The sequence below is a fragment of the Neobacillus kokaensis genome (genome assembly GCF_014656545.1).
In the GTDB taxonomy this organism is placed as follows: domain Bacteria; phylum Bacillota; class Bacilli; order Bacillales; family Cytobacillaceae; genus Neobacillus; species Neobacillus kokaensis.
In genome coordinates this window covers 187,990-206,224 of the sequence record NZ_BNDS01000008.1, presented here as the reverse complement: position 1 = coordinate 206,224, position 18,235 = coordinate 187,990, and the positions used below count along the sequence as shown (strand labels likewise).

General features: G+C 44.7%; 19 protein-coding genes. All 19 read left to right on the top strand.

Features of this window, described 5'->3' with window-relative positions; all coding sequences use genetic code 11:
* Positions 1-126: 126 nt before the first annotated feature.
* The 19 genes from IE222_RS11830 to nuoH all read left to right on the top strand — a co-directional run bounded on the left by IE222_RS11830 (position 127) and on the right by nuoH (position 18,157).
* Positions 127-690: a TIGR01440 family protein gene (locus tag IE222_RS11830; protein WP_191272991.1), complete on the top strand. Its 564-nt coding sequence runs from the start codon at positions 127-129 to the stop codon at positions 688-690.
* A gap of 166 nt (positions 691-856) precedes the next feature.
* On the top strand, positions 857-2,098 hold the full coding sequence (glyA, locus tag IE222_RS11825) for a serine hydroxymethyltransferase (protein WP_191272989.1): 1,242 nt from the start codon (positions 857-859) through the stop codon (positions 2,096-2,098).
* Positions 2,099-2,240: 142 nt separating this feature from the next.
* Complete coding sequence (upp, locus tag IE222_RS11820; protein ID WP_191272988.1) at positions 2,241-2,870, top strand: uracil phosphoribosyltransferase; 630 nt, start codon at positions 2,241-2,243, stop codon at positions 2,868-2,870.
* A gap of 332 nt (positions 2,871-3,202) precedes the next feature.
* Complete coding sequence (locus tag IE222_RS11815) at positions 3,203-5,500, top strand: S8 family serine peptidase (RefSeq protein ID WP_191272986.1); 2,298 nt, start codon at positions 3,203-3,205, stop codon at positions 5,498-5,500.
* A gap of 314 nt (positions 5,501-5,814) precedes the next feature.
* The gene (locus IE222_RS11810) at positions 5,815-6,033 is read left to right on the top strand and encodes an AtpZ/AtpI family protein (RefSeq protein WP_191272984.1); all 219 of its coding nucleotides are present in this window, start codon (positions 5,815-5,817) and stop codon (positions 6,031-6,033) included.
* Positions 6,034-6,039: 6 nt separating this feature from the next.
* On the top strand, positions 6,040-6,414 hold the full coding sequence (locus IE222_RS11805; RefSeq protein WP_191272982.1) for an ATP synthase subunit I: 375 nt from the start codon (positions 6,040-6,042) through the stop codon (positions 6,412-6,414).
* A gap of 22 nt (positions 6,415-6,436) precedes the next feature.
* The gene (gene atpB / locus IE222_RS11800; protein WP_191272979.1) at positions 6,437-7,147 is read left to right on the top strand and encodes a F0F1 ATP synthase subunit A; all 711 of its coding nucleotides are present in this window, start codon (positions 6,437-6,439) and stop codon (positions 7,145-7,147) included.
* A 48-nt stretch (positions 7,148-7,195) separates the two neighbouring features.
* Positions 7,196-7,408 carry a F0F1 ATP synthase subunit C gene (gene atpE, locus IE222_RS11795; RefSeq protein WP_003253662.1) on the top strand — a complete coding sequence of 71 codons (213 nt, stop codon included), beginning with the start codon at positions 7,196-7,198 and terminating at the stop codon, positions 7,406-7,408.
* Positions 7,409-7,552: 144 nt separating this feature from the next.
* Entirely contained in the window at positions 7,553-8,077 is a 525-nt protein-coding gene (locus IE222_RS11790; RefSeq protein WP_191272977.1) for a F0F1 ATP synthase subunit B, read from the top strand.
* A complete protein-coding gene (locus tag IE222_RS11785) occupies positions 8,074-8,610 on the top strand; it encodes a F0F1 ATP synthase subunit delta (RefSeq protein WP_191272975.1) in 537 nt (178 codons plus the stop codon). The genes IE222_RS11790 and IE222_RS11785 overlap by 4 nt, the downstream gene beginning before the upstream one ends.
* A gap of 25 nt (positions 8,611-8,635) precedes the next feature.
* Positions 8,636-10,147, top strand: a complete 1,512-nt coding sequence (gene atpA, locus IE222_RS11780) for a F0F1 ATP synthase subunit alpha (protein ID WP_191272973.1) — start codon at positions 8,636-8,638, stop codon at positions 10,145-10,147.
* 92 nt (positions 10,148-10,239) lie between these two features.
* Complete coding sequence (gene atpG / locus IE222_RS11775; RefSeq protein WP_191272971.1) at positions 10,240-11,100, top strand: ATP synthase F1 subunit gamma; 861 nt, start codon at positions 10,240-10,242, stop codon at positions 11,098-11,100.
* Positions 11,101-11,332: 232 nt separating this feature from the next.
* Entirely contained in the window at positions 11,333-12,754 is a 1,422-nt protein-coding gene (gene atpD / locus IE222_RS11770) for a F0F1 ATP synthase subunit beta (RefSeq protein WP_191272969.1), read from the top strand.
* Positions 12,755-12,775: 21 nt separating this feature from the next.
* Positions 12,776-13,183 carry a F0F1 ATP synthase subunit epsilon gene (locus IE222_RS11765; RefSeq protein WP_191272967.1) on the top strand — a complete coding sequence of 136 codons (408 nt, stop codon included), beginning with the start codon at positions 12,776-12,778 and terminating at the stop codon, positions 13,181-13,183.
* A 515-nt stretch (positions 13,184-13,698) separates the two neighbouring features.
* Positions 13,699-14,073 carry an NADH-quinone oxidoreductase subunit A gene (locus IE222_RS11760; RefSeq protein ID WP_191272965.1) on the top strand — a complete coding sequence of 125 codons (375 nt, stop codon included), beginning with the start codon at positions 13,699-13,701 and terminating at the stop codon, positions 14,071-14,073.
* The gene (locus tag IE222_RS11755; protein WP_191272963.1) at positions 14,064-14,576 is read left to right on the top strand and encodes a NuoB/complex I 20 kDa subunit family protein; all 513 of its coding nucleotides are present in this window, start codon (positions 14,064-14,066) and stop codon (positions 14,574-14,576) included. The genes IE222_RS11760 and IE222_RS11755 overlap by 10 nt, the downstream gene beginning before the upstream one ends.
* A 3-nt stretch (positions 14,577-14,579) precedes the next feature.
* Positions 14,580-16,046, top strand: coding sequence for an NADH-quinone oxidoreductase subunit C (locus IE222_RS11750; protein WP_191272961.1), 1,467 nt, complete (start codon positions 14,580-14,582; stop codon positions 16,044-16,046).
* A 24-nt stretch (positions 16,047-16,070) separates the two neighbouring features.
* Positions 16,071-17,153 carry an NADH-quinone oxidoreductase subunit D gene (locus IE222_RS11745; RefSeq protein ID WP_191273015.1) on the top strand — a complete coding sequence of 361 codons (1,083 nt, stop codon included), beginning with the start codon at positions 16,071-16,073 and terminating at the stop codon, positions 17,151-17,153.
* A complete protein-coding gene (gene nuoH, locus IE222_RS11740; RefSeq protein WP_191272959.1) occupies positions 17,153-18,157 on the top strand; it encodes an NADH-quinone oxidoreductase subunit NuoH in 1,005 nt (334 codons plus the stop codon). Before IE222_RS11745 ends, nuoH begins: the two co-directional genes overlap by 1 nt.
* Positions 18,158-18,235 lie beyond the last annotated feature (78 nt).

The window sequence follows — 18,235 nt, the reverse complement described above, 5'->3', positions numbered from 1 at the left end:
AGGTGTTCCATTGCCCAAAAACAGAATAAAGTCCGATGCTTGGTCAATGTGTTTCGTTTTTACCGAAGGGCTCCGTCTAGGAATAGAATACTTAATAAAATATCTTTATGAAAGGGGCGGCCATGTATGATTCACGAATGGGAAAAACAGCTTAATACGATATTAACAGAATTTAATGCACAGGCGACACTGAAGCCTGGTGAGCTATTAGTTATTGGCTGCAGTACAAGCGAGGTTGCCGGCGAACGAATTGGAACGGCGGGAACCTTTGAGGTCGCCGAAATGATTTTTCAAGCGTTGAAAAAATTGCAGGCCCAAACTGGGATCGGGCTGGCCTTTCAATGCTGCGAGCATTTGAACCGGGCAATCGTCATCGAGCGGTCGGTTGCAGCTGCACGGCAGTTGGAGGAGGTTTCCGTGGTTCCCGTCCGAAAAGCAGGCGGGGCGATGGCGACCTATGCGTTTAACCACCTAGATGATGCCGTTGTCGTCGAATTCGTCAAGGCAGAAGCTGGAATCGATATCGGCCAAACCTTAATCGGTATGCATTTGAAGCATGTCGCCGTACCAATCCGGGTATCGCAGAAAACAGTTGGCAATGCCCTTGTAACATTGGCAAAAACAAGACCAAAGCTGATCGGCGGAGCTAGAGCTGTTTATGAGGATAAAGCCGAAAATTACAAGTGTTAAAATTAATATTGTTCGTGTTTTGGTGAAATTAGAGCTTGTGAAATAAAAATAACCAATAAAAATTTTACCAAAACCGAAAAATAGTACATTTTTGCGAAAAACCGTGCTACAATGGAAAAGGAATTGTCGAAATTATTTATACATAAACTAAGGGGGACTATCGAACATGAAGCATTTGTCTCAAGCGGACGAGCAGGTATTCCAAGCGATTCAGCAAGAACTAGGCCGTCAGCGTGCAAAAATCGAATTAATTGCCTCAGAAAACTTTGTTAGTGAAGCGGTTATGGAGGCGCAAGGATCTGTTTTAACCAATAAATATGCAGAAGGCTACCCTGGACGCCGTTACTATGGCGGCTGTGAATATGTTGATATCGTGGAAGATTTAGCGCGTAACCGTGCGAAAGAAATTTTTGGCGCTGAATATGTAAACGTTCAGCCGCACTCTGGTGCTCAGGCAAATATGGCTGTTTATTTCACAATCCTTGAGCAAGGAGACACTGTGCTAGGTATGAACCTTTCCCATGGCGGTCACTTAACACACGGCAGCCCGGTTAACTTCAGTGGTGTTCAATATAACTTCGTTGAATATGGCGTGGATGAAAAAACTCACCGCATCAATTATGAAGACGTTCGTGCAAAAGCTCTTGAGCACAAACCAAAGCTGATTGTAGCCGGTGCGAGTGCGTATCCGCGTGAAATCGACTTCGCCAAGTTCCGCGAGATTGCGGATGAAGTCGGTGCTTACTTAATGGTTGATATGGCTCACATCGCTGGTCTTGTTGCAGCAGGCTTGCACCAAAACCCAGTGCCATACGCTCATTTTGTGACAACAACAACGCACAAAACCCTTCGCGGACCTCGCGGCGGTATGATTTTAACAACAGAAGAATTTGGCAAGAAGATTGATAAATCAATTTTCCCTGGTATTCAAGGCGGTCCATTAATGCACGTCATCGCAGCTAAAGCGGTTGCTTTTGGCGAAGCATTACAGGACAGCTTTAAAGAATATGCGCAGAACATCATTGCGAACGCACAGCGCTTAGCAGAAAGCCTGCAAAAAGATGGCTTAACGCTTGTGTCTGGCGGTACAGACAACCACTTGCTGCTTGTAGACGTTTCAGCAATCGGCTTAACTGGTAAAGTAGCTGAGCACGTACTTGATGAAGTCGGCATTACGGTTAACAAAAATACAATTCCATTTGACCAGCAAAGCCCATTCGTAACAAGCGGTATCCGCATCGGTACTGCCGCCGTTACTTCACGTGGTTTTGGTTTAGAAGACATGGATGAAATTGCCTCTATCATTGCTTTTACATTGAAGAATCATGAAGATGAAGCGAAACTTGCTGAAGCACGCGAGCGCGTTGAAGCATTAACAAGCAAATTTACACTTTATCCTGAATATTAATTTCAAGAATCGGCCTAACTATATATAGCAGGCCGATTTTTTTTACATATAAGCCAAGTATTGGTGTTGCTCATTCGATTGTTTTTCTGTAAAATTAACCGCAGTGTAAAAATTAAATACTTAATAAAAAGGGGCGATTTTTGTGGCAAAGGTTTACGTCTTCGACCATCCGCTAATCCAGCATAAGCTGACTTACATACGTGATATTAATACAGGAACAAAGGAATTCCGCGAGCTGGTAGATGAAGTAGCGACATTGATGGCGTTTGAAATCACAAGGGATATGCCGCTTGAAGATATCGAAATTGAAACACCGGTTTGTAAAACAAACTCAAAAGTTTTGTCCGGGAAGAAAATTGGGATTGTTCCCATTCTACGGGCAGGTATTGGCATGGTGGATGGTGTATTAAAACTGATTCCGGCCGCAAAGGTTGGCCACGTCGGATTGTACCGCGACCCGGAAACATTAAAGCCTGTCGAATACTATGTGAAGCTGCCAACAGATGTGAAAGAGCGCGACTTTATTGTGGTTGACCCAATGCTCGCAACTGGTGGTTCCGCTATTGATGCGATTCATGCCTTGAAAAAGCGCGGCGCAAAACATATTAAATTTATGTGCTTAATTGCAGCACCAGAAGGCGTCGAAGCTGTGAAAAATGAACACCCAGACGTTGACATCTACATTGCAGCATTAGACGAGAAGCTGAACGATCACGGCTACATCGTACCAGGACTTGGCGATGCCGGAGACCGGTTATTCGGGACGAAATAATTTTTTGAAGTTACCTAAGCCAGGCTGTTGGTTGCCTGGCTTTTTGGTGTTTAAGGCTGTTTTTACTTATGAAAGACAAAAGTTTTTGAAAAAGAGCCCAAACTGTCCTTCATAGCCCTTGTGAAGGACAAAAATCATAAAAAAAGATCTCGAAATGTCCTTCATAGCCTTTATGAAGGCCAAAAGTCATAAGAAAAACCTTGAAATGTCCTTCAGCTTTTATGAAAGGACAAATCCCCATGAATCATTTGTGGAACAAAATATTACCTCCCCAACAACTGCATACTTTCCCCTCTCAAGGAAAACGATATGAAAAAAGGGGACTTCTTCAAATGAAACTTCTATTATCCTTGCTTCTAGCGTTTCAAATAATGCCAGTTTCGGAACTGCCAACACAAACTCATACCCAAACCCAAACAAAACCAAAACAGCTCATCCACCCGCCAATCCCAAAATCAACCAAAGAAACAGTCGCCATTGTTGTGCTTGACAGAAGGCATACAGAAGAGGAAATCAAACGTCTTATTAAATCATACAAAGGCTTAAGACTCCGACGGATTTTTCAAGAGGCGCTCGACGGCTTTTCCATCCAAGGTACACCGGAGGCAATCGCCCGCCTAACACAGCAGCAAAAACAAATGATCCACGTTTCGCCGGTAACGAAGTACCAGGTGCAAACAGAGGAAAGCGTCAAGATCATTGGCGGCGATGAGGTCCGCGGCTTTTTTGACAGTAAAAACAAACGTCTAACCGGGAAAGGCATCACGGTAGGGGTCATCGATACTGGAGTGGACTATACCCATCCAGATCTCAAGCCGAATTATAAAGGCGGCCAGGATTTGGTGGATAATGACAATGACCCGATGGAGACGCAGATCCCGGGAAAGGCGACAATTCACGGCACACATGTTGCTGGGATTATCGCAGCTAATGGAAAAATAAAGGGTGTAGCCCCTGAAGCAAAAATAGTGGCTTACCGAGCGCTCGGACCTGGCGGCGGGGGTACGACGGAGCAGGTGTTAGCGGCGATTGACCAGGCCATCAAAGACAAGGTTGATATTGTGAATCTATCGCTTGGCAACAGTATTAACGGCCCTGACCTGCCCATCAGCCTAGCGCTTGACCGTGCCGTCGAAAAGGGAATTGTTGCGGTGGCGGCCGCTGGCAACTCTGGCCCTAATGTTTGGACAGTCGGCTCGCCGGGCACCTCATCAAAAGCGATATCCGTTGGAGCCTCAACACCGACAATGGAGATACCGTATCTATTAATAGAAGGAACACGGGATAAAATTCGAATTCAGCCGATGGAGGGCTCGGTAGATTGGAAGCTTGACCGCTCGTATGAAATAGTCGACGGAGGTCTTGGACGGAAGAAGGATCTCAAGCATGTTCAAGGAAAAATTGTCCTGATTAAACGTGGTACATTCACGTTTTCAGAAAAAGCAAAGAATGCGGAGGAAGCGGGAGCTAAAGCGGTCCTGATTTATAACAATATCGGCGGCGGCCTTATCGGCAACCTCGATAGAGAAATCGCCATACCGGTTGGTTCGCTGCCAAAGAAAGACGGCGAATTTTTAAAAAAACAGCAGCCAAAGACTGCAAGACTCAACATAAGGAAGGAAAAGGATCAGCTTGCTGACTTTAGTTCGAGGGGACCGGTTACCGGGACATGGGAAATCAAGCCCGATATTCTAGCACCAGGTGTGGCCATCAATTCTACGGTACCGGGTGGATACTTATCATTGCAGGGAACCAGTATGGCAGCACCGCATGTGGCCGGGGCGTGTGCGCTCATCAAGCAGGCCCACCCCGATTGGACACCGGAGCAAATCAAGTCGGCGTTAATGAATACAGCAAAACCGCTGGTCGAAGCTGATGAAGCACGAGCTCCTAATTGGAATAGAACGTCGAAGTTCACCGTACCAAATCGAAATCGTTCAGCTAAACCAATTGTCAAACGCTACCGTACCTTTGAGCAGGGGGCAGGGCGAATACAAGTTCCCGAAGCCATAAAGGCAGAATCGCTTGTCTCTCCCGGCAGTATAAGGTTCGGCAAATATACCGAACGGCATAATGTCCATAAGGTTATATTACACATTGAAAATAGAAGCAATCAAAAACAGGGTTATTCGTTTGCTGTTCCGCCTTATGTGGATGGGCTCGATTGGCGGGTTCCATTATCGTTCACATTAGAGCCTAAGCAGTCAAAGAAAGTTACCGTTCGCTTAATCGTTGACCCGGAACATTTTAAAAGGAAAATTCATGATGGTTATTTAAAATTGTACGCGGGCAGCAGCATCATCAGCATTCCATATTTATATGTACTTGAGGAACCGGGGTACCCAAGAGTAATGGGCTTTGATTTTGCGGAAGGGGATGAGCCGGGGACCTACCGATATGAAGTCTATTTGCCAGGAGGAGCCGAGGAATTTGGGATTGCCTTGTTTAATCCTGAAAGCTATCGATTCGTTGGCTTTTTGCATACAAACACAAATGTTAAGAACGGGCTTATAAGGGAGGAGTTCACCTTAGACGAACTGCCGGCTGAAGGGACCTACTTAGCTAAAGTATTTGCCAAAAAGGCTGGAAAAGAGGATTATATTGAAACCATGATTACAATCGTAAAATAATAACAAAAAAGCACCGCTAAATTCGTTTAACGGTGCTTTTTTACATGCCATTAACAAATTGTTCACAAAATGGACACAAATTAGGCAAAAATTCGACCAAATTTACAATACAATAATAGTGTTTACTATAGATGACAATTGGAAAAAATTTTGTTGGACAAATGTGGAATTATTCCTGTAAATTCATTGACTTTGCTAGGTGCCTATTGTATGCTAAAAAAGGTGTAATTGGGAGGGTTTTCACAAACTTGTCACAACCTTCTAAAATAGCTAGAGTCCGTTACTCATTCTCGTAAAGTGGGGATGATTTTTATATGAAAAATGACCGCAATCCATTTAAAGCGATGGGTCTAATGTCTGTCATTCTTGCTCAGCTTGCTGGGTCAACGCTGATTGGTGTTTTTGGAGGAAGATGGCTGGACCAACAGTGGGATACTGATCCCATTTTCCTCATCATCGGATTGTTCATCGGACTTACGGCTGGGATTTATTCCATGTTTGTGTCAATCCGCCACTTTTTTTCGGGAGATTAAGCCGCCATGCCTGAACTTCATGAAGTTTTTACAAGAAGTAAAAAATGGATGTTTTACTTGCTGGCGATTTACGTGCTTGGCTGGGGGTTCACGTCTTTTCAATCGGTCTTTTTGGGTCTGATTTTTGGGACGGGTTTGAGCCTTTTTAATTTGTGGTTAATGGTGCGAAAAACCGAACAATTTGGCGAAAAAGTGCTAAAAGGGCAAAACGTCCGCTCGCTTGGAACCTTTTCAAGAATGGCTTCTGGCGCCCTCGCTGTCATCGTTGCCCTAAGATATCCGGAATACCTCAATATCATCGCTATCGTTTTGGGATTAATGACATCCTATATTGTCATTATGATAGATTTTTTTATTCACACTTTGAAAATAAATAAATAGCAGGGAAGCGAGGTGAATACTGTTGCATCATGAAAATCCGATAGTTACATTTCTCGGACTGCAATTTAACTTGGCTAACGTTCTTATGATTACCGTTGCCACAGTGGTAGTATTTTTATTAGCCGTTCTATCTACGCGAACACTCGCCATGAAGCCGACTGGCATGCAGAATTTCATGGAGTGGGTTATGGATTTTGTGAAAAACATTATCAACAGTACGATGGATTGGAAAGATGGCGGAAGATTCCATGTTCTTGGAATTACCATCATCATGTACATTTTTGTAGCAAATATGTTGGGACTGCCATTCTCTGTAGTTATTGACGGCGAGCTTTGGTGGAAATCGCCAACGGCTGACCCAGCTATTACATTAACCTTGGCTACAATGATTGTCGGGTTATCGCACTACTACGGTGTGAAGCTGAAAGGGACAGGCGCATATGCGAAAGAGTTCTTAAAACCATTCTGGTTTATGCTCCCAATCAAAATTATCGAAGAGTTTGCAAATACTCTGACACTCGGTCTCCGTCTTTACGGAAACATTTACGCGGGTGAAATTTTACTAGGATTGCTTGCGGGCAGTCTTGCAACTGGAGTCGGCGGCCATTTGGCAGCGATTCTGCCAATGCTTGCATGGCAAGGATTCTCCGTCTTCGTAGGCGCAATTCAGGCATTTATTTTTACCATGTTAACAATGGTTTACTTGTCTCACAAAGTGGCAAGCGACCATTAATAATAAACAAATAAACTTTTTTATACATTTTAAGGAGGAACTATTACAATGGGTGTTTTAGCAGCAGCAATTGCAATTGGTTTAGCAGCACTAGGTGCTGGTATTGGTAACGGTCTTATCGTATCTCGTACAGTTGAAGGGATTGCACGTCAGCCAGAGGCTCGTGGTATGCTTCAAACTACAATGTTCATCGGGGTAGCGTTAGTTGAGGCGATTCCGATCATCGCGGTTGTTATCGCGTTTATGGTTCAAGGTAGATAATCAAGCGTCTTTGACGCCTAACAGATGGCGAAGATCATTCGTGAGAACCTTCGCCATTGCTTTATGTATTACCCGAAAAATTGAATTTGAAAACAAGTGAATTTTGATATAAAGGAATGACTCTTGAAGGGAGTGAAGTGCGAGGTGTTAACAAGCAGTCTTGTACTAGGCGAAGCGGCACATACAGGTATTAATACTGGTGATATTGTATTCCAGCTTGTCATGTTTATCGTTTTAATGCTCTTGCTTAAGAAGTTTGCATGGGGCCCGTTGATGGGAATCATGGATCAGCGTGCACAACACGTAGCAAGTGAAATCGATGCAGCGGAAAACAGCCGCAAAGAAGCACAAAAATTATTAGATGAACAGCGTAATCTATTAAAAGAAGCACGCAATGAAGCTCAAAGCTTAATCGAAAATGCGAGAAAGCAAGGCGACATCCAGCGTGAAGAAATTATTACAACAGCTCGCAGTGAAGCTGAACGCTTAAAAGAATCAGCTAAATTGGAAATTGAGCAGCAGAAGGAAAAGGCCGTTGTCGCAATACGCGAGCAAGTGGCGCACTTGTCTGTCTTAGTTGCTTCTAAAGTAATTGAAAAGAACCTGAGTGCACAAGATCAAGATAAACTCATTAATGACTATATTAAAGAGGCAGGAGAATTACGATGAGCAGCTCAATGGTAGCAAAACGCTATGCGCTAGCTCTTTTGCAAATTGCCAAAGAAAAGCAGCTGCTCGGAGTAATGCTTGAGGACCTTCGCGTCATTAAGGAAGTTGCCGGCTATACTCCTGAATTAAAGGCTGTTCTTCATTCTTCCAAGTTGACGAAAGAAACGAAAAAAGCAGTATTGTCTCAGGCGTTTGCTTCTGTCAACGTTTACGTCTTAAATACATTGCTTTTATTAGTTGACCGCCAACGTGAAGATTATTTGGCGGCAGTGGCAGATGAATTTTTAGCGCTGGCAAATGAGGAAATGGGTGTGGCTGAAGCGGATGTTTACAGCACGCGTGCATTGTCTGACGCAGAGCGTGAAGCGGTTTCCGCTGTATTTGCAGCGAAAGTCGGTAAAAAGGCTTTAAATATTAAAAATTTCGTTGATTCCGATTTGCTTGGCGGTCTACGCTTAAGAATTGGAAATCGTATATATGACGGCAGTTTGCGCGGCAAACTCGATCGTTTAGAACGTAAAATGCTAGGATAGATTCAAATGAATAGGGGTGAAACTCATGAGCATCAAAGCTGAAGAAATCAGTGCCCTGATAAAACAGCAGATCGAAAACTATCAGGCAGAAATTCAAGTGACCGATGTTGGTACTGTTATCTCTGTTGGTGACGGTATTGCACGTGTCCATGGTCTTGACAATGTCATGGCCGGAGAACTTGTTGAATTCGCGAACGGCGTTATGGGTATGGCGCAAAACCTTGAAGAAAATAACGTCGGTATCATTATTCTTGGACCTTTCACAGACATTAAAGAAGGTGATGAGGTTCGCCGTACAGGACGCATCATGGAGGTTCCGGTTGGTGAGGAACTAATTGGTCGTGTCGTAAACTCATTAGGACAACCAATCGATGGCATGGGTCCAATCAATGCAAAGAAAACCCGTCCAGTTGAGCAGGTAGCTACAGGTGTTATGGCTCGTAAATCCGTTCATGAGCCATTACAAACTGGTATTAAAGCGATTGACGCACTTGTGCCAATCGGACGCGGCCAGCGTGAGTTAATCATCGGTGACCGTCAAACTGGTAAAACATCCGTTGCAATCGATACAATCTTGAACCAAAAAGGTCAAAACATGATCTGTATCTATGTTGCAATTGGACAAAAAGAATCAACAGTACGTAATGCCGTTGAAACACTTCGTAAAAACGGCGCATTAGAATACTCTATCGTTGTATCTGCATCTGCTTCACAGCCTGCTCCAATGCTATTCTTAGCACCATATGCAGGGGTTGCAATGGCAGAAGAATTTATGTTCAGCGGTAAACACGTATTAATCGTATATGATGATTTATCAAAGCAGGCATCTGCATACCGTGAGCTTTCCTTGTTACTTCGCCGTCCTCCAGGTCGTGAAGCATATCCAGGGGATGTATTCTACTTACACTCACGTCTATTAGAGCGTGCTGCTAAATTAAATGATGAACTTGGTGCTGGTTCTATCACAGCATTACCATTTATTGAAACACAAGCAGGGGACGTTTCTGCTTATATTCCAACAAACGTTATCTCCATTACAGATGGACAAATTTTCTTACAATCAGACCTATTCTTCTCCGGTGTTCGTCCGGCGATCAACGCAGGTCTTTCCGTTTCACGTGTAGGGGGTTCTGCGCAAATTAAGGCAATGAAGAAGGTTGCCGGTACACTGCGTCTTGACCTTGCTTCTTACCGTGAATTAGAAGCATTTGCTCAGTTCGGTTCAGACCTTGATAAGGCAACCCAAGCGAAGCTTAACCGTGGTGCTCGTACCGTTGAGGTTCTAAAGCAAGATCTTAACAAGCCGCTTTCAGTTGAAAAGCAAGTTATGATTCTTTACGCTTTAACCCGCGGATTCCTTGATGATATCCCAGTTCAGGATATTCGCCGTTTTGAAGGAGAATTCCATAGCTGGTTAGACCACAACCGTAAAGATCTGTTAGACCAAATTACAAAAACAAAAGATCTTCCAAAAGACGAAGATATGGCTGAAGCAATCAACTCTTTCAAAAAGACGTTTGCTTCTTCTGAACAATAAGGTCTGACATTTTGAACGGGGGCGATGGTGTTAGGTTACTTTGGTGCCGCGCGCCTCGCCTCACATTCTTTGAATGAGGGTGGTGAGAACCTATGGCTTCATTACGCGATATAAAAACGCGGATTAATTCGACGAAAAAGACGAGTCAAATTACAAAGGCAATGGAAATGACTTCTGCCGCGAAATGGAATCGCGGTGTTATGAACGCAAAATCATTCGTGCCTTATATGGAAAAAATCCAGGAAGTGACTGCATCAATTGCCGTTGGTGCAGGCGGTGTGATTCATCCGATGCTGACCCATCGTCCCGTGAAAAAGACAGGCTACATCGTGATTACATCTGACCGCGGACTTGCTGGTGCGTTTAACAGTAACGTAATCCGCCGTGTCCATCAAACAATCCAAAGCCGTCATAAATCCAATGACGAATTTGCGATTATTGCGATTGGCCGAGTGGGGCGTGACTTTTTTGTGAAGCGGGGTTACAACGTTGTCCTTGATATCATTGGTATTAACGACCAGCCAAGCTTCCAGGAAATTAAAGACATTTCAAGCACAACAGTCGGCATGTTCTCTGATGGAACATTCGATGAATTATATGTTTATTACAGCCACTATATCAGTGCGATTTCACAGGAAGTAACCGAGAAGAAGCTTCTTCCTTTAACGGATTTAGCGGGATCTTCACATAAACTTACTTCTTATGAGTTCGAGCCGAATGCTGAGGAGATTTTAGAAGTACTTCTTCCACAGTATGCGGAAAGCTTGATTTATGGTGCGCTTTTAGACAGTAAAGCGAGTGAGCACGCTGCCCGGATGACCGCTATGCGTAACGCAACCGACAACGCACACGAACTGATCCGAGGCTTAACACTAAGCTACAACCGCGCTCGCCAAGCAGCGATTACACAGGAAATCACCGAAATCGTCGGCGGTGCAGCAGCGTTAGAATAGATAGAAAAGCGGAAGCGCCCTGGTCAGCGGCGTATGGCATGGAGCGCTCCAACTGAGATAAAGGAAACACGAAGAGCCGAAGGGGATTCGATGTTGACTTATCGTAGGGCGGAGTGCGAAGGACACTAGCCGTTAGGGCGCTGGAGCTAGACAATAATGATATGGTGCCTTACACCATTTTTTACAAATAGTTCGGTTTGTTCAGCAAAGAGTAAGTTAGGAGGGAATAATGATGAGCAAAGGACATGTTCTTCAGGTTATGGGTCCGGTTGTTGACGTTAAGTTCGAAAATGGTCATCTTCCTGAGATCTATAATGCGCTTAAAGTCGTGAAAAAAGCGCAAAATGCATCTGAAGTAGATATTAACTTAACCCTTGAAGTAGCCATTCATTTAGGTGATGATACTGTTCGTACAATCGCGATGGCATCTACTGATGGTGTAACCCGTGGTTTAGATGTAGAAGATACTGGTGCACCGATTTCTGTACCAGTTGGTGCGCCTACACTTGGCCGTGTATTTAACGTATTAGGTGAAGCAATTGACTTGAAGGAAGAAATTCCTGCAAGTGCGCGCCGTGATTCGATTCACCGCGAAGCTCCAACATATGAAAATCTTTCAACTGAGGTTGAAATTCTTGAAACTGGTATTAAGGTAGTTGACCTTCTTGCCCCATATATTAAGGGTGGTAAGATCGGTCTATTCGGTGGTGCCGGTGTAGGTAAAACCGTATTAATCCAGGAATTAATCAATAACATCGCACAAGAGCACAGCGGTATTTCCGTATTCGCCGGCGTTGGTGAGCGTACTCGTGAAGGGAACGACCTTTACCACGAAATGACAGATTCTGGCGTTATCAAGCAAACAGCGATGGTATTCGGACAAATGAACGAGCCTCCAGGTGCACGTATGCGTGTTGCCTTGACTGGTTTGACAATGGCTGAATATTTCCGGGATGAGCAAGGACAAGACGTGTTATTGTTCATCGACAACATTTTCCGTTTCACGCAAGCAGGTTCTGAGGTTTCTGCGTTACTTGGCCGTATGCCATCTGCCGTTGGTTACCAGCCGACACTTGCTACAGAAATGGGTAAATTACAAGAGCGTATCACTTCAACAAATAAAGGTTCTGTTACATCAATCCAAGCGATTTACGTACCAGCCGATGACTACACTGACCCGGCTCCGGCTACAACTTTCGCTCACTTAGATGCTACAACAAACCTTGAGCGTAAGCTTTCTGAAATGGGTATCTACCCTGCGGTAGACCCGCTTGCTTCAACATCTCGTGCATTGAGCCCTGATATTGTTGGAGAAGAGCATTACAATGTTGCTCGTCAAGTACAGCAAACATTACAAAAATACCGTGAATTACAGGATATCATCGCAATCCTTGGTATGGACGAACTATCTGACGAAGATAAGTTAGTCGTTGCCCGTGCGCGTCGTATCCAGTTCTTCTTATCACAAAACTTCCACGTTGCTGAACAGTTCACTGGTCAGCCAGGTTCATACGTGCCGGTTAAAGAAACCGTTAAAGGATTTAAAGAAATTCTTGAAGGTAAATATGACCACCTTCCAGAAGATGCGTTCCGTCTTGTAGGCCGTATCGAAGAAGTGATTGAGGCCGCAAAACGCATGGGTGTAGAGGTCTAATCCAGCCGGGGAGGGTAAAAAATGAAGACGATTAAAGTCAGTGTTGTTACTCCCGATGGTCCGGTATATGAATCCGATGTGGAAATGGTGAGTACAAAGGCTAAGACAGGCGAGCTTGGTATTTTGCCTGGTCACGTGCCGATGGTAGCTCCGCTTGAGATTGGTGTTGTTCGTCTTAAGAAGGATGGAAAAACTGAATTTGTCGCAGTAAGCGGCGGATTTTTAGAAGTTCGTCCTGAAAAGGTGACGGTATTAGCCCAATCTGCTGAAAAGGCTGAAGATATCGACGTAGAACGTGCCTTAAAAGCAAAAGAACGTGCCGAGCAGCGCATGAAACAGCAAAAACTTGAGCATATTGACTTCAAACGTGCCGAGTTAGCATTGCGCCGCGCTGCCAACCGCCTCAACGTAGCAGAACGTAAATTCTAATCTAATTTAAAAAACAAGGCCCCTCTGGACGGCATCTGCGCCTTCCAAAGGGGCTTTTTTCATGAAACAATGTGAAGATGTCCTCATTTAAGGAAAGTTCGAATGAAACCGAACCTTTAGAATATGATGGTAGGGATAAGTCTTTATTAGGGGACGCCCATATATATAGAAGTTAGTCGGTTTCCAGAAGCAAAAAATTACGATAACTTTCTAAACATTGACAAACCTCACTGACAGGAGATGAATTTTGGTATTTAATAGGTGTTGTTGTGAATTTTTAATGGCATTCCAACGATGAAAACCTTCTCGAATGCACGCCAAACATACAATAAAAATGCTAAACTCACACACCTTGTGAGCAGGTGCAATAAACCTAATTTATGGTATTTCAGCGGCGGGCAGAATTCCAATTTTTATATAATAAGGTTTGTCGACAGGGGTAAGTAACAATGCTATAATGAATTCGGTTACAAAATTAGTAAGTTTTAAAATATTTTACAATGGAGGGGATAGACATGGAACTTTTAAATGTATATCAGAATAATTATCTGATAGTTTTTGTGTTCCTATGTCTGGGGATTTTGCTGCCAGTGGTAGCTCTAACATTGGGGAAGCTTCTGCGCCCGTTTAAGCCAAGTGCGGAGAAGTATACTACATATGAAAGCGGTATTGATCCGTTTCACGATTCCCGTGTGCAGTTCAATGTCCGCTATTATATTTTTGCCTTAATGTTTGTTATTTTTGATGTAGAGACGGTGTTTTTATATCCATGGGCAGTTGCTTATGATAAACTAGGCGTTTTTGCATTGATTGAAATGGCGCTGTTCGTCATCATGCTATTAATCGGCTTAGTATACGCTTGGAAAAAGAAGGTGCTACGATGGATTTAAAAGTAGATGGCATTACAGATTTACAAATGGAAGAGTTAAAGAGAAATGTATTTATGACGACGCTAGAGCAAGTGAAGGGTTGGGCGCGAAGCAGCTCACTATACCCAGTAACATTTGGTCTGGCTTGTTGTGCGATTGAAATGATGGGCGTGGGTGCTGCACACTACGACTTAGACCGATTTGGATCCTTTTTCCGTCCTTCACCGCGTCAATCAGACTGCATGATTGTGTCTGGTACGGTGACAAAGAAAATGGCGCCGATTTTAAGACGTCTTTACGATCAAATGCCTGAACCTAAGTGGGTAATTGCCATGGGATCCTGTGCTACAGCAGGCGGGCCGTATGTGAAATCGTACTCTGTTGTAAAAGGGGTCGATCAAATCGTACCTGTAGATGTATACATTCCTGGGTGCCCTCCAAACCCAGCAGCATTAATTTACGGTATTAATAAGTTAAAGGAAAAAATCAAATATGAAGCGAAGACTGGGAAGAAGGTGATCTAGTCGATGAGCGGGGAAAAAGATCTCGACCAACTAAAGCGAGAAGCAGCTGAAAAGGCTAAGGCAGCCGCACTGGCGAAGCGTCAGGCGAAGGCGGCAGAGGGAGCAGGGCAGAAGCAGGAACCGGCAGTCTCTGAAACAAAGCCATCAGCGCCCGAAATGGCAACTGCGGACACATCAGCACAAAATGCTGGAGGCGCGGATGACCTCGCGAAGAAGAAAGCCGCTGCAGCAGCAAAAGCGAAAGCAGCCGCACAAGCGAAAAAGAAACGCGAAGGAATTGTGGATGAGGAACCAGCAGCACAAGCACCAGCAGCAGACAGCGGTGCAGATGCAGGCGCGGATGACCTCGCGAAGAAGAAGGCAGCAGCCGCCGCGAAGGCGAAAGCAGCCGCACTAGCGAAACAGAAACGTGAAGGAATTGTGGATGAGGAACCAGCAGCACAAGCACAAGCAGCAAACAGCAGTGCCGGCGCAGACTCGGACGACCTCGCAAAGAAAAAGGCCGCAGCAGCCGCGAAGGCAAAAGCAGCAGCATTAGCAAAGAAAAAACGTGAAGGCATCCAAGATACAGAGGAACCAGCCGTTGAAGCAGAGGTCAGCGGGGCCGGAGATGCGGATGACCTTGCGAAGAAAAAGGCCGCAGCAGTAGCAAAGGCAAAAGCAGCGGCGGCAGCAAAACGAAAAGCAATGGAGCTTGCAGGCGGTGCAGGAGCAGATAATGAAAGTGCCCCGGCAGGTGATGACGCGAAAGCAAAAGCAGCAGCAGCGGCCAAAGCGAAGGCAGCGGCGGCGGCGAAAGCAAAAGCGGCAGCAGCAGCTAAAGCCAAGGCAGCCGGCGGAGACGCAGCAGCTGGCGATGACGAAAAAGCAAAAGCAATTGCGGCGGCCAAAGCGAAGGCGAAGGCAGCAGCAGCAGCGAAAGCAAAAGCAGCGGCAGCAACAAAAGGCGGAGCATCCGCAGCGGATTCAGCCGAATCAGAAGCAGCGCCATCTGCAAACCAGCCATACCTTGACAAGTATGTAAAAGTTATTGAAGAAAATATGGGCTCCGAGGTTTTGGAGGACTTTTATATAAATAAACTCTCAAAAGATGTCCCAACATTGGTTGTGAAGCGCGATGCTTACTTCAAATTAGCTCAGTTTTTAAAATTTAATGAGCTGTTAGGGTTCGATTATTTATCAGAGCTGCATGGGACTGATTTTGAAACACATATGGAAATTTATGTTCACTTATACTCATACAAAAATCGTCAGTCGGTAGCTTTAAAAACCAAGATTGACCGCAATGACCCAGTGATTGAATCGGTACAGCCGATTTGGGCGGGGGCTGACTGGCCAGAATGTGAAGCCTACGATTTACTAGGTATCAAGTTTACAGGACATCCGAACCTGCATCGGATTTTCCTTGGTGAAGAATGGATTGGCTATCCACTGAGAAAAGACTATGAGCCGTATGATGTGGAGGTGTAGCCAGTGGTTAGTAGAACAGAAGAAATGATCCTGAACGTAGGTCCGCAGCATCCAAGTACACACGGAGTTTTCCGGCTAGTGGTACACCTGGACGGGGAGCTGATCACCAAAGCGGAACCGGTTATCGGCTATCTGCACCGCGGTACTGAAAAATTAGCGGAAGATCTTCAATATACACAAATCATCCCATATACAGACCGGATGGACTACTTATCCGCGATGACGAACAACTATGTTATCTGCCACGCTGTTGAAACGATGATGGGCATACAGGTGCCTGAACGGGCGGATTACTTAAGGGTTATCGCGATGGAATTAGGGCGCGTTGCCAGCCACTTAGTTTGGTGGGGTACATACTTACTTGACCTTGGGGCGACAAGTCCATTCATCTACATGTTCCGTGAGCGGGAAATGATTATTAACATGCTCAACGAACTCTCAGGCGGCCGCTTAACCTTCAACTATATGCGTGTTGGCGGTGTCAAGTGGGATGCGCCAGAGGGCTGGATTCAAAAAGTAAGAGAGTTTATTCCTTATATGAGAGAACAAATTAAAGGCTATCACACCCTTGTAACTGGGAACGAAATCTTCGTTAACCGAGTAACAGGAATTGGTAAGTATACGAAAGAGGATGCCATTAATTATTCGCTTAGTGGACCGAATCTTCGCTGTACCGGAGTGAAGTGGGATCTTCGTAAAGATGAACCGTATTCCATTTATGACCGGTTTGATTTCGATGTCATCACACATGAAGGCGGCGATGCGTTAGCACGTTACCATGTCCGTACACAGGAAATCGAAGAGTCGCTGAAAATCCTTGAGCAAGCAGTTGAACAATTCCCTGAGGAAGGTCAAATTCTTGCCAAGGTGCCAAAAATCATCAAGGCTCCTAAAGGGGAAGCGTTTGTTAGAATCGAATCGCCGCGGGGCGAAATCGGCTGTTATATTTCCAGTGATGGAAAAAAAGAACCGTACCGCTTAAAGTTTAGAAGACCATCATTCTATAATCTGCAAATTCTCCCTAAGCTGTTAGAAGGGGAAAACATTGCAAACATGATTGCTATTTTAGGAGCAATTGATATTGTACTGGGAGAGGTGGACGGCTAATGATCGAGGAAATGCTGCAATCCAGTCCCGGCCTGTACAACTTTGCCATCTTCTTTCTGTTTGGCGTAGTCTTATTGTTAGTTGTACTAGGCTTCGTAACCTACTCAATCTTGGCAGAACGGAAGGTTATGGGTTACATGCAAAATCGTCACGGTCCTAACCAAGTCGGCGGCCGTTTTGGACTTTTGCAAACCGTAGCAGACGTTTTGAAGCTCTTATTAAAAGAAGATATTATTCCAAAAGTTGCTGATAGGCCGCTGTTTATTATTGCACCGGTGATTGCTTTTGCGCCATCGTTTATGGTCTTGGCAACCATTCCTTTTACAGATAAGTTCCAGTTTGCTGACCTTAACGTCGGACTCCTGTATTATGTAGCAATTTCCGGGATGACCGTGTTCGGCGTGCTGCTTGGCGGCTGGGCTTCGAATAACAAATACTCCCTATTAGGGGGAGCACGGGCAACAGCACAGATGATTTCGTATGAAATCCCGCTTGTTATGTCCGTATTGGGTGTTATTTTACTATCAGGCAGCTTGAACCTGAATGATATTGTGCATGCACAAAAGCACGGCTGGTTTATTTTACTGCAGCCGATCGGCTTTTTAATCTTTTTAACGGCATCGGTTGCGGAATTGAGCCGTACGCCATTTGACTTGCCTGAATCAGAGTCAGAGCTTGTTGCCGGTTACCATGTTGAATATTCTGGTTTCCGCTGGGCATTCTTCATGCTTGCGGAGTACGTGTACTTATTTGCAATGACCGCATTGGTTACAATTCTTTTCTTTGGCGGCTGGCTGGCACCATTTAGTTTCTTAAGCTTCATTCCAGCATCTGTCTGGTTTGCACTTAAATTCTGTGCCGTCCTGTTCGTCTACCTATGGTTCCGAAGCACCTTCCCGCGGATGCGTGCCGACAAACTGATGGAATTCGCTTGGAAAGTACTAATGCCAATCGCACTTGCTAACATCTTCTTAACTGCATTAATTAAGTCGTTATTTTTCTAAAGGAAAAAGCGGTAAGCGCTAATTGACTGATGCTAAGCGCCAATTGGAAAACGTTATCCGCCAATTGACGCAGTACAA